Below are 11549 nucleotides of genomic sequence, written 5' to 3'. Positions count from 1 at the left end.
TTCTTGTGCGACCCGTGCAGGAGGATCAGGCTTCAGGTCGTGAAAGACTATCCCCTCGACAGAGCCCGCATCGCGCAACACGAGTCCTCCTTTCGACGTGCGCGCGAGCGCGCCGGTGGTGAGCCGGGTCGACGCGAACGGAAACCGAACGCCCAACGCCCGGACTGAGAGTTCCCTGATGTTTGGGAAGGTCCAGCGCGAGGTCGGGACCTGTCCGGTCTTCAGGGAAGGCGACGGTGAACGTCAGGAGATCATCGTCGCCCTCGACTGGACGGACTACGACGCCGACGACCACTCCATGATCGTCCTCTCCATGATCACGAGCCACGGAAACCACCCGGCGAAGTCCGTCTGGCGGCCGTGATCGGGCGCGTGATCCTCCGCGCTCTCTTCGCAAAAGTCCTGATGACGGAGACGGACAGTTAGCCCCGACCGAGAGAAGTTCGGGGAAGAACGTGAAGTAGCCGCACGATCAGTGTGACCTGCCCCCCGACTCTAGACGGCTACCGGTGTGAGCCAGATTGAACTGCGAGCAAACGCCATCGGCGTCTGGTTGTCGAGCGAACTGTGCGGCCTGACCTCGTTATAGTCGACGCGGTAACACTGGTTATTGCGTTGCCGCGCCCAGTCATGGAGAACCTTAGGCGGCAAGGATTGGTTCGAACACAGGAGGTGCCCGACATGTCTGGACGTTTCGAGACGATATTCGAGCCCGGGGCAGCGGACGTGGTGGAAAGAAGAGGAATAATCGAGCCGTTGCCGCCGGGAACGTTCAAGCCATGACAGATTCCGAAATAGATACAATCAGGGTAGATGTCCCTCATTCCACCGGGGGGGGCTCGTTACTTCTTTATTCGTCGTGGCGATGACGTGAAGTGGCATCCCTGGTGGGGAGAGCTCTTCCGGTTCCTCCTGTCCTTAGAGCGGAAGCAAGCCGGAATGGACTAGGATGGCCACCCGAGTGAGGTATCTAGTCTCGCTGGTGACGAACGAAGGCGCTTCCTGGCGATCGTTCAGTCCGCTCCCCCGTCGGAGATGTCAGAACATCGCACTCTGCGGTCAGTTCCCCGTTTGATGGCTGAATGTGACCGAGACATGGATGTGCGCTACTTCGGGAGCGCAGAGGGGAAGGGCGCGTAGGCGAACCGTCCTAGCTGCCGCCGATGAACGAACACCGGACTGACGTGAACTGCGAAGGCTTGCGACCTGAGCCATTCGAGTATGTGATTCACGGTACGACCGAGGAGAAGGCCGCGACCATGGAACCCGTTGTCGGGCCGGTCACTGTTCACGGCGGTCAACCATGGCACGGCGAAACGTTCGCTAGGAGGACCGCCGAGAGAGAAGGGGGGACGCCGGGCGGCCTCGTGATTGCCTTGCCTAGAGCAGCAATGGGCTTGGAAGTCCCATGAATCCCATGCCTTACGCGCAGCGGATCGACACGGCCCATCGGCGCCGTGATCTTCTGCGCTCCGCGCGGGCCGGTGCCCGCGAGGGAGACGGCAGGCATGGAGCGATGGCACCCGAAGCATGAGGCGACGCGGCAGGAGCAGTTCATCCTCAAGCGGCTCGAGAAGAAGCGGAAGTTGTTCGGCTTCCTGCGCACTCATCGGCACGAGATCTTCGACGACAAGTTTCAGGCGGAGCTCGAGTCGATGTACCGCGGCACCGCGCGGGCAGCGAGCCAGTTCCTCCGGCCCAGCTCGGGACCCCCCGACCGAGAGTAGTTCGTGGAAGAGGATGACGTGGCTGTACCGTAAGTGGAAGGATCGGGATTCGGGAACGAATGTGGCGAGGCAGGAGTCCCCAGGCGACCCCCAATGAACGCCGCGAACAGACACGTCATCGCGACAGGCAACCTCGACCCAGGAGCGCCGGTGCGGTGGCGTGCGCGATCCGCCGGCGTCTCGCCTGGAGATCCGGTGGGGGCTGCCTGGTCGGGCGGACCGGTCGGGCTATCCGTACGCCTGAGAGCGCGCGGCGTGCTGGACGCGCATCAGCCACGTGCCGAGGGGGAAGATCACGTCGCGGACGCCGGCTCTCCAGGACTCGAGGGCGGCCTGGTAAGCCCATCCGAACTCCTCGAGCCGCTGGAGCGTCTCGATCCGCTTCCACCTTGTTCTGCACGCGACCCGTGGGTTGAGCTCTCGCCGCGGCTCGCCGGGAGCGGGGCGCGCGTAGGGCTTCTGGGCGAGGACGCGGGGTGCGCCGAGGAAGGATCGCGCGTCGGCTTCGAGCTCTGTCGCGGCGCGGTCCTCGGCTTCGCGCAGCTTCTCGCTCAAGCGCTCGGCGAAGGCGGCGTCGGTCTCGAAACCGGGAGGCCTCTCGAGCTGGAGCGTCGCCGAGGCCGGCATCCGGCCGAGCTTGCGGAAGAAGCCCGCCGGCCGCTCGGCGACGATGGGCGGGTCGATGAGGGACGGGGAGGACCAGAGCCCCGGCCACTGCTGGGCGCGGCGGACGAGGCCAGCGGCGACGGGGTTGGCGAGGACGTAGACCATCTTCTTGATGACGGCCTCGGGGCTCTCGAGGCGAACGGCGCTGCAGGTGTCGCATTCCCAGAAGCCGTCCCGCCGGCCGAGGAAGCAGTTCATCGCCGTGCGGTGAGGCCGTCGAAGTAGCGGTGGAAGTCCGGGAGCCTGGCGTGCGGGTCGGTGACGACCAGGTGGGTCCACGATGACTTCTCTCGGTCGGGGCACGCCTTCCCGTACCGCGCCAGCGCCATGCGACTCGTCACCGCCGTCGCGCTCCACGTGACCGCCATCTGGACCGACCGCCGCTACCTGGACATGACCCTGCTGAACTCGAAGGAGGTCGTTGTCGCCGACGCAGCGTGAAGTACGCGAGGAGCTTCACTGCGCGTCCGATTTACACACAACTCGGGACTTGACCTTCGTGGCGCACGGCCCGATAGGACGTTCCGTTCTATCGAGGAATCGATTCTCAGGCTGAACGAGAATGTCTATGGTTATAGGTACCACTACTGATATGCTCGTTCGGGTCAACAACAAGACCGTGCGGGGCCCTGCGTTCGTTGTCAGCGTCCCTAACGTTCACCGCGTCCTGTATGAAGAAGGAGGCAGGACCGCATCGGTTGAGATAGAGGGTGGACTAGGTCCAAATGGCGAGGTGAACTGGCTCGTCTATGCCACGACGCTCGTGGGCTGGGATCCACCACACGCGGATTTGGAGATGTCGGTTTCAAAACGCGAAGAGATTATCAGGTCGATCAGTCGGAGCCTTGAACTGTTGGGAATGCCGCATCAGGTCATCTAAACGACGTCCGCGATTCGCAACGACGGCATCGACTGACCTGCCCCCCGAAAACTGGACGAAAACGAACTTTGGAACTTCGCTTGGCTGAGTCCCTCAGAAAGGGGATCGCCGATGCGAAGTCGGCTCCACTCGATACGATTGCATTCTCTAATGGTGGAACGACGCGCGCCGCAGAGGGCCGAGCGTTCCGGCCGACGACAACGGAGCCGACCCCGATGACGAAGCGACTCGCTTTCGTAGCCTTGCTCGCCTTGACCGCATGCCCGCCCAAGTTCGCGAGCCTCCCGAAGCCCACCCAGAACCAGTACTTCGTGCTGGCGAAGGACCACGTGCGGATCGAGAAGCGCGGTCTCGGGTACACCTGGGCGGAAGGGCTGCGTGCCGGCATTTACACGCTCGCCGCCGAGGACGACTCCGGGCTCTACTTCCTCGGGGAGGGGAAGTCGGTCGTATACATGAGCAACGAGCCCGCCGATCGGTACGTCAAGACGGGTGAGATCCAGGGCGGCCAAAAGGGCGGCCTGTGGCTCCCGAAGCGCGGCGTGGACGAGGCCCCGAGGATCTGGTTCGAGGCTGCCGCGCCGACCCAGGACGGACCCGGCGCCATGTGGGCGGCGATCGGCGCGGGCGAGGTCCGGTTCATCGGCTACGGCAGCGAGAAGGACTTCGTCTCGAAGATCCAGATCATCACGAAGTGATCGCGCCTTCACGCACGGCGCGCGCGGGGGACCCGCTGGCGAGCATTTCTCCTTCGCGTCTCGCCGTAACCCCGCGGGGTCGCTCGGCCGTCGAGCCGGCGCGGCGACCTTGCGTCTGCGCCGCGCGAGGAGGTCGGGCGCCGCTCGCCGATCCCCACGATCGAGGGCCAGCGGGCGGGCGTTGCGCGCGGCGGCCGGCGCGAAGATCAGGGCGGCATGATCCCGACCGCGCTTCGCGCCGCCGTCGCCCTCGCCGTGACCTTCGCCTGCGGAGGGCCGCAGGAGGCCGGGGGCGCCGACGCCCCGAGCTGCGTCCTGGTGAAGGAGGGCTTCGGCCCGGCGGGCGAGGTCCCGATCCGGGTGGAGCGCGTCGCGACGGGGCTCGAGGTGCCCTGGGGGCTCGCGTTCCTGCCGGACGGCGACGTGCTCCTGACCGAGCGGCCGGGGCGGGTGCGGCTGCTCCGCGGCGGCAAGCTCGAGCCGGAGCCGGTCGCGCGCGTCGAGGTGGCGGAGGCGGGGGAGGGCGGGCTCCTCGGGATCGCCGCCGACCCGCGCTTCGCGGAGAACCGGCGCTTCTACATCTATTACACCGCCAGCAAGGGCGGCCGCGACGTGAACCGGCTGGTGCGGTACGTCCTCGCGCCGGACGGCCGCTCCGCGCGCGAGGACCGGATCCTGCTCGACGACGTCTCCGCCGCCCGCTTCCACGACGGCGGCCGGATCCGCTTCGGCCCCGACGGCATGCTCTACGTCGGGACGGGCGACGCGGGCGAGCCGCCGCGCGCGCAGGATCCGAGGAGCCCGAACGGCAAGATCCTGCGGCTCACGACGGACGGCGCCGCGCCGGCGGACAACCCGACCCCGGGGAGCCAGGTCTTCGTGAGCGGCGTGCGGAACGTCGAGGCGTTCGACTGGCTCGACCCGCGGACGCTCGTCATCGCGGAGCACGGGCCGAGCGGCGAGCTGGGGCGCAGCGGCCACGACCGCGTGCTCGTCGGCACCGCCGGCGCGAACTTCGGCTGGCCGGACGTGTACGGATGCCAGGTGAGGCCCGGGATGCCCGCGCCCGCGCTGTCCTGGGTGGAGGCGGCGCCGCCGGGCGGCGCGAGCGTGTACCGCGGCGACGCCGTGCCGGCGTGGAAGGGGAGCGTGCTGATCGGCACGCTGGGGTCGCGCCACCTGCACCGCGTCGTGCTCGGAGCGGATCGGCGGGTCCGGAGCCACGAGGTCTACCTGGCCGGCGATCCGCCGGAGGGGCTGGGGCGGGTGCGGGAGGTCGTCCAGGGGCCGGACGGCGCGCTCTGGGTGACGACCAGCAACTGTGACGGCCGGGGGACCTGCCCGCCCGAGAAGGACATGGTGCTCCGGATCGTCGGGGCGCATTGAGGGCGCGGCGCGTCGCCTGGCGCGTTGAAGGTCTCCACGTTGCGATTCGCCCCACGGATACGGGACGATCGTCCCGGAACGCCACGAACCGTTGGGGCCCCGGACGGGACGGCCCACGCCAATCTCTCGAAAACAGGGGCGTTCCTTGCGCGGCTCCGCTCGGCACGTGCGATGCTTTCTCCCCGCACGTCCGGCGCACCAACCCAACTCGCGCCGACAGGAGACACCATCATGCGCAAGCTCGTCACCCTGCTCGCCGCGTTCGCGATCCTCGCCGTCACCTCGCCGGTTCGCGCCGAGGAGCCGGCCGCGCCGGCCGCCGCGCCCGCCGGTGAGACCGCGAAGCCGGAGGCCAAGCCCGAGGCGAAGAAGACGGTCAAGCACAAGAAGCACAAGGCTGCCGCGAAGAAGGCCGCCGCGAAGAAGGCTGCCGAGGAGCCGAAGACCGAGGAGCCGGCCGCCGTCCCCGCGAAGTAACATCGTATGACGGACCCCGGCGCCAGCGGTTCGTCCGCCGGCGCCGGGTCTTCCAGCCGGGGAGGCGGGAGAAGCCATGTCTCTCCGTACCCGGATCATCCTGCTGTTCGCCGCGACCCTCGTCTGCACGCTGGGCGTCGCGGCCTACCTCGGCGAGCAGGTCGCGAGCCGCGTGATCGAGCGCAGCCTGCGCGACCGGACCGCGGACGTCGCGAGGGCGATCGCCGAGGAGCTGGACCTCTCGCCACGCACCGACATCGAGGACGCCGCGTCGTCGCTCGAGACGCAGCTCCTCCGCCGGCGCGGCATCCGCTCCGCGGAGCTGGCGATCCGCAAGGGCAGCCAGGTCAAGGTCGCGCGCGTCACGATGGGCCAGGACGGCCCGGAGACGTCGCTCGAGACGCTCTCGTCGCGCGCGTTCGCGGTGGAGACCACCGTCACGCGGGTCGAGTTCGCCCAGGGGCGCGGCTGGCGCGTCGATCACCCGCTGCACGACAACCCCCGCCACATCTTCGGGTCCCTGCGCATCGAGTCGAACCTCTCCGAGGTCGAGGAGATCGCCGCGACCGAGCGGAACATCTTCTTCGTCGTCGCGGGCGCCGGCGCGCCGCTCGTCGCGCTCCTGTTCAGCCTCATGCTCGGGCGGATGCTGGCCCGCCCGCTGTCACAGCTCGCCGCGTCCGTGGAGCGGGTCGAGTCCGGCTCGCTCGACCTCGCCGCGGTCCCCGGGGTGGAGCGGCACGACGAGATCGGCGTCCTCGCCCGCGGCCTCGCGGCGATGCTCGCGCGCGTCCGCCGCGTGAACTCCAACCTCAAGTCGATGATCGAGGACGCGACCGCCGACCTCGCCCACAAGAACCGCGAGCTCGCGGAGGTGAACGAGCTCCTCGTCGAGGCGCGGCGCGACCTCACCTCGAAGGAGCGGCTCGCGACGCTCGGCCAGCTCTCCGGCACGATCGCGCACGAGCTCGGGAACCCGCTCAACACCATCAGCGGCCACGTCCAGCTCCTCGCCCGCGACCCGGCCTGCCCGGAGGCGCTCCGCCCCGGGCTCCAGGCGCTTGAGGGCGAGGTGAAGCGGATGACCGGCATCATCCGCCGCTTCCTCGACTCCGCGCGCGCGCTCACGCCGGAGCCGGAGCCGGTGGACGTCGCCGGCCTCCTCGACGACGTGCTCGGCCTGTCGGTGCCCATCGGCGTCCGCTCGCGGATCGAGCTGGTGCGCGACGTCCCGGAGGATCTCGGCGAGGTCCGGCTCGATCCGAGCCTCGTCCGGCACGTCCTCTCGAACCTGGTCTCGAACGCGGTGGACGCGATGTCCGGCGCCGGGCGCCTCGCCGTGGGGGCCGTGCGGCGCAACGGGTACCTCGGCCTGTGGGTGAAGGACACCGGACCGGGGCTCGGGCCCGAGGAGCGCAAGCGGATCTTCGAGCCGTTCTACACGACGAAGCCGCGCGGGAAGGGGACGGGGCTCGGCCTCGCCATCTCGCGCGAGATCGCGAACGCGCTCAAGGGCCGGATCGAGGTGGAGAGCGAGCCGGGCGCCGGGGCCACGTTCACGCTATGGATTCCGGCGGTCGCCGAGCGCCCCGCCGCGGAGGGCCGAGATGCCACACTCACCGTACCGGGTCCTGGTCGTCGATGACGATCCCGCGAGCCGGGCGCTCCTCGCCCGGATCCTCTCGGCGCGCGGCCACGCCGTCGAGGCGCTCGCGGACGGCAAGGACGCCCTCGCCGCCCTCGAGCGCGCCCCCGCGGATCTGGTCGTCTCGGACATCCGGATGGCCGAGGTGGGCGGCTACGAGCTCACCGACGCGATGCGCGAGCGGTTCCCCGAGACGCCCATCATCCTGGTGACCGCGTTCGGCAACGTGGAGGGGGCGGTCGAGGCGATCCGGCGGGGCGCCTTCGACTACATCTCGAAGCCGTACGACGTGGACGCCATCGCGGTCGTGGTCGATCGCGCCCTCGCCCAGCGGGCGCTGGTCGTCGAGAACCGCGCCCTCCGGCGGCAGGTGCGGGACAAGTACCGGCTCGAGAACGTGGTCGGCCGGAGCGAGGCGATGCTCGGGGTCTACAAGACGGCGGCCCGCGTGGCGGCGTCGAACGCGACCGTGCTCATCCTCGGCGAGAGCGGCACCGGGAAGGAGCGGGTGGCGCGGGCCATCCACGCCGCCTCGGGCCGCGCGAGGGGCCCCTTCGTGCCGGTGGACTGCGGGGCCATCGCGGAGGGGGTGCTGGAGTCCGAGCTGTTCGGCCACGCGCGCGGCGCGTTCACGGGCGCGCAGTCGGCCCGGCGGGGCCTGTTCGAGGAGGCGAACGGCGGGACGATCTTCCTCGACGAGATCGGGGACATCGGCCCGGGGCTGCAGGCCCGGCTGCTGCGCGCGCTCCAGGAGGGGGAGATCCGGCCGGTCGGGACGAACGAGGCGGTGCCGGTGGACGTCCGGGTGGTCGCCGCGACGAACAAGGACCTCCCTCAGGCGGTGAAGGACGGGCGCTTCCGGGAGGACCTCTTCTACCGGCTCAACGTCGTCACGATCCGCATCCCGCCGCTGCGCGATCGGCGGGAGGACGTCCCGCTCCTCGCCGAGCACTTCGCCGCGAAGCTCGGCCACCCCGAGGCGGCGATCACCCCGGCGGTGCGGGACCTGCTCGTCGCCTACCCGTGGCCCGGGAACGTCCGCGAGCTGGAGAACGTGATCGCCCGTGCGCTGGCCCTGAACCCGAGCGCGATGATCGTCCCCGAGGACCTCCCGGACGCGATCCGCCGGACGACCGTCCCGGCCGTCCCGCCGCCGGGCAGCGCCGAGCGCCCGACGCTGGCGGAGCTGGAGCGGCGCTACGCGGCGCAGGTGCTGGCCGAGCACGGCGGGAACAAGACGCGGGCGGCCGAGGTGCTCGGCATCGACCGGAAGACCCTCTACCGGATCCTCGGAGAGGGGGAGAAGGACGAGGCGAAGGCGTAGGGCACGTTCACGGGCGCGCCGCGGCGCGCCGGGGCGAGGCCCGACGGGCCCGGCGGGCCCGGAGCGCGAGCGGCGCGCCGAACCAGATCCCTTGCAGCACCGCCGCGGCGCCCACCCCGAGCGCGATCGCGAGCCTGGCGTCGCGGCCGAACGCGTACGCGACGACGCCGAGCTGCGCCGACAGCGCGAGCGCGAGCGGCACGAGCGCGGCGACGACGAGCCCGCTCGCCACCCGGTGGACGCGCTCGGTCTCCTCGCCGCGCTCCACGATGCGGTGGTAGGCGGCGGGCGCGATGAGGAGGACGATCGTCACGACCGTGAGGGCGACGGCGCCGAGGTGGACGCGCTGCGCCGCCCGTGGGAGCCGGTCGAAGCCGTCGGCCAGGACCGCCGCGAGCTGGAACCCGAGCAGCGCCTGGGCGCCCGGCAGCAGCATCCGGGCCTCGGTGAGGGTGTGCGAGATCCGGGTCTGCAAGGGCGTCGGCGCCATCTCCTCGTCCTCCTCCTCCCGCCCGGCGCGACCGCCCCGTTGCCGCCGGGCGAGCCCGGTCCAGCCGTACCAGCACCCGAGCGCGAGCGCGGCGGACGCCGCGCCGAACCCCAGGCCTCCTCCGGCGCCGAGCACGGGCTGGGCCGCGACGGCGAGGTCGAGCCCGAGCCCGACGCCGAGCGGCAGGAGGGCGAGGCCGACGGCCCGGGTGGTGAGGCGGAGCAGCCGCGCCGAGTCGGAGCCGCCCTCGACGAGCCGGTGGAACGCCGCCGGGAGCACGATCAGCGCGAACGCGCAGAGCATCGTGCACAGCGCGAGGAGCTTGAGGGCCTGCGCCCAGCGCGGGAGGTCGTCGAAGCGGCGCTCGACGAACGCCCGGTACTCGAACCCGAGCAGGACCTGCGTGCCGAGCACCAGGATGCGCCCCTCGTCGAGCGCCTGCTGCACCTTCTGCGAAAGGCTCGCCACCGCCCCCTCCGCCGGAACGTTGCGCTTCGGGCCGTCCGTGCGAAAGCCCGGCGCATCGCGGCGCGGTCGATGGGGAGGCGGCCGCGCGCGGGCCTGCCCGGGCGGCGCCCCCCGGCGCGAGCCGCCCACCGGCGCGCGCGCGTCCGGGCGGGCGGGCGGATCGCCGTTTCTCGATTATGCTCACCGGCGTGCCCGCTCCTCGCCCGATCGCCGTCCTCTTCGATCTCGACGGCACCCTCGTCGACACCGTCCCGTTCATCCTCGCCGCCGTCCGGCACGCCTTCGACGGCTACGGGAGCTGCCCGAGCGACGCCCAGTGGATCGCCGGCATCGGGACGCCGCTCCGGACCCAGCTCGCCGGGTTCGCGCGGCGGGCGGAGGACGTGGACGTGCTCTTCCGGCGGTACCGGGCCTACTGGCTCGCCGAGCACGACCGGATGACGCGCTGCTTCCCGGGGGCGCTCGAGCTCGTCGCCGGGCTCGCCGCGCGCGGGCACCCGCTCGGCGTCGTGACGGCCAAGGTGGAGGAGGGCGCCTGGCGCACGCTCCGCCACACCGGGCTCGACCGGTACATGGGCGCCGTCATCGGGGCGGACAGCTGCCCGCGCGCCAAGCCCGATCCGGAGCCGGTGCGCCTCGCGCTGGCGCGTCTCGGGCGCGCGCCCGAGGAGGCGCTCATGATCGGCGACTCGCCGCACGATCTCGTCGCCGGCCGGCGCGCGGGGGTCCGCACCGTCGCGGCGCTCTGGGGGGCGTGCAGCGCGGAGGCGCTCGCGGCGGCCGAGCCGGACCACCTGGCGGCCGCCCTCGGGGAGCTGGCCGCGCTCGTCCACGCCGCGTGATGCGGCGTCCGGCCGAGGGCCGTGATAGGAGTCCTCCCTCATGCGCGTCGCCTATCTCGGCCCCCCCGGCACCTTCAGCGAGGAGGCGGTCTCCCGCTGCGACCTCGCGCGGGACGGCGAGGCCATCCCGTACCCCACCTTCGTGGACGCCTACGACGCGCTGCTCTCGCGCGCGGTGGACGCGGCGCTGCTCCCCATCGAGAACTCGATCGAGGGGGCGGTGAGCACCGTGCTCGACCTCCTCATCCAGAAGCCGGGGCCGCGGATCCGGCGCGAGGTGCTCCTCCCGGTGCGCCAGCACCTCCTCGCGCGCCCCGGGACCCGGCTCGAGGACGTCCGCCGCGTGCTCTCGCACCCGCAGCCCTTCGGCCAGTGCACGCGCTTCCTGCGCGAGCGGCTCCCGCACGCCGCGCTCGAGTCTCAGACCTCCACCGCCGAGGCCGCCCGCAAGGTCGCCGCGGGCGAGCCGGGCGCGGCCGCGATCGGCTCGCGCGCCGCGGCCGAGCGGTACGGGCTCGCCATGCTCGCGGAGGCGATCCAGGACTCGGACGAGAACGTGACCCGCTTCGTCCTCCTCGCGCCCTCCGACGAGGCCCCCACCGGCGCGGATCGGACCAGCATCGCGTTCACCCTCGACCGCGACCGGCCGGGCGGGCTCCACGAGGTCCTCGGCGAGCTCGCCCGGCGCGGGATCAACCTCTCGAAGATCGAGAGCCGTCCGACCAAGCGGACGATGGGGCACTACGTGTTCTACGTGGACTTCGAGGGGCACCGGGCCGACCCCGCGTGCGCCGACGCCCTCGCCGGCGTGCTCGGGCGCGTCCACACGCTGTACCTGCTCGGCTCCTACCCGCGCGCGGCCGCGCCGGTCTAGGCCGGGCGCCCGCCGCCGGCCGCGGCGAGGAGCGGCCCGAGCGCCCGGAGGTGCGCGGCGGTGGCGCCGCAG

Annotated in this window: 13 protein-coding genes and 2 pseudogenes; 11 read left to right on the top strand and 4 right to left on the bottom strand. The window is 71.2% G+C overall.

Annotated elements, in window-relative coordinates; genetic code table 11:
- The first annotated feature begins 178 nt into the window (after positions 1-178).
- Positions 179-364, top strand: a complete 186-nt coding sequence (locus tag MNZ27_RS09925) for a hypothetical protein (protein WP_242393908.1) — start codon at positions 179-181, stop codon at positions 362-364.
- A gap of 131 nt (positions 365-495) precedes the next feature.
- Here MNZ27_RS09925 and MNZ27_RS09920 read toward each other — a convergent pair.
- Positions 496-606, bottom strand: a pseudogene (locus tag MNZ27_RS09920) (integrase core domain-containing protein); the annotation flags it as partial.
- Positions 607-1508: 902 nt separating this feature from the next.
- On the opposite strand from MNZ27_RS09920, the gene MNZ27_RS09915 reads away from it, so the two are divergent.
- Positions 1509-1727, top strand: coding sequence for a hypothetical protein (locus MNZ27_RS09915; protein ID WP_242393889.1), 219 nt, complete (start codon positions 1509-1511; stop codon positions 1725-1727).
- A 228-nt stretch (positions 1728-1955) separates the two neighbouring features.
- Here MNZ27_RS09915 and MNZ27_RS09910 read toward each other — a convergent pair whose 3' ends face one another.
- Both MNZ27_RS09910 and MNZ27_RS23535 read right to left on the bottom strand, forming a co-directional pair.
- Positions 1956-2591 carry a hypothetical protein gene (locus MNZ27_RS09910; RefSeq protein ID WP_242393888.1) on the bottom strand — a complete coding sequence of 212 codons (636 nt, stop codon included), beginning with the start codon at positions 2589-2591 and terminating at the stop codon, positions 1956-1958.
- Positions 2588-2722, bottom strand: coding sequence for a hypothetical protein (locus tag MNZ27_RS23535; RefSeq protein WP_277957798.1), 135 nt, complete (start codon positions 2720-2722; stop codon positions 2588-2590). The genes MNZ27_RS09910 and MNZ27_RS23535 overlap by 4 nt, the downstream gene beginning before the upstream one ends.
- Here MNZ27_RS23535 and MNZ27_RS09905 point away from each other — a divergent pair.
- The 7 genes and pseudogenes from MNZ27_RS09905 to MNZ27_RS09880 form a co-directional block, all read left to right on the top strand.
- Positions 2682-2834, top strand: a pseudogene (locus MNZ27_RS09905) (IS256 family transposase); the annotation flags it as partial. The gene MNZ27_RS23535 and the pseudogene MNZ27_RS09905 overlap by 41 nt on opposite strands.
- 121 nt (positions 2835-2955) lie before the next feature.
- On the top strand, positions 2956-3273 hold the full coding sequence (locus MNZ27_RS24255; RefSeq protein ID WP_408629687.1) for an Imm74 family immunity protein: 318 nt from the start codon (positions 2956-2958) through the stop codon (positions 3271-3273).
- A 251-nt stretch (positions 3274-3524) separates the two neighbouring features.
- Positions 3525-3971 carry a hypothetical protein gene (locus tag MNZ27_RS09900; RefSeq protein WP_242393887.1) on the top strand — a complete coding sequence of 149 codons (447 nt, stop codon included), beginning with the start codon at positions 3525-3527 and terminating at the stop codon, positions 3969-3971.
- Positions 3972-4187: 216 nt separating this feature from the next.
- Positions 4188-5357, top strand: a complete 1170-nt coding sequence (locus tag MNZ27_RS09895) for a PQQ-dependent sugar dehydrogenase (protein ID WP_242393886.1) — start codon at positions 4188-4190, stop codon at positions 5355-5357.
- A gap of 231 nt (positions 5358-5588) precedes the next feature.
- The gene (locus tag MNZ27_RS09890) at positions 5589-5834 is read left to right on the top strand and encodes a hypothetical protein (RefSeq protein WP_242393885.1); all 246 of its coding nucleotides are present in this window, start codon (positions 5589-5591) and stop codon (positions 5832-5834) included.
- 76 nt (positions 5835-5910) lie between these two features.
- Positions 5911-7479: an ATP-binding protein gene (locus MNZ27_RS09885; protein WP_242393884.1), complete on the top strand. Its 1569-nt coding sequence runs from the start codon at positions 5911-5913 to the stop codon at positions 7477-7479.
- Entirely contained in the window at positions 7442-8803 is a 1362-nt protein-coding gene (locus tag MNZ27_RS09880; protein ID WP_242393883.1) for a sigma-54-dependent transcriptional regulator, read from the top strand. The genes MNZ27_RS09885 and MNZ27_RS09880 overlap by 38 nt, the downstream gene beginning before the upstream one ends.
- 7 nt (positions 8804-8810) lie before the next feature.
- Here the strand turns inward: MNZ27_RS09880 and MNZ27_RS24000 are convergent, their stop codons facing one another.
- Positions 8811-9761 carry a DUF6328 family protein gene (locus MNZ27_RS24000; protein ID WP_242393882.1) on the bottom strand — a complete coding sequence of 317 codons (951 nt, stop codon included), beginning with the start codon at positions 9759-9761 and terminating at the stop codon, positions 8811-8813.
- 188 nt (positions 9762-9949) lie between these two features.
- On the opposite strand from MNZ27_RS24000, the gene MNZ27_RS09870 reads away from it, so the two are divergent.
- Together MNZ27_RS09870 and pheA are read left to right on the top strand one after the other, a co-directional pair.
- A complete protein-coding gene (locus MNZ27_RS09870) occupies positions 9950-10603 on the top strand; it encodes an HAD family hydrolase (protein WP_242393881.1) in 654 nt (217 codons plus the stop codon).
- 40 nt (positions 10604-10643) lie between these two features.
- Positions 10644-11477, top strand: coding sequence for a prephenate dehydratase (pheA, locus tag MNZ27_RS09865; RefSeq protein ID WP_242393880.1), 834 nt, complete (start codon positions 10644-10646; stop codon positions 11475-11477).
- Positions 11478-11549: the final 72 nt, after the last annotated feature.

Origin of the sequence: Anaeromyxobacter oryzisoli (assembly GCF_022690765.1) — a bacterium.
Taxonomy (GTDB): domain Bacteria; phylum Myxococcota; class Myxococcia; order Myxococcales; family Anaeromyxobacteraceae; genus Anaeromyxobacter; species Anaeromyxobacter oryzisoli.
This window is presented reverse-complemented; position numbering and strand designations above follow the sequence as displayed.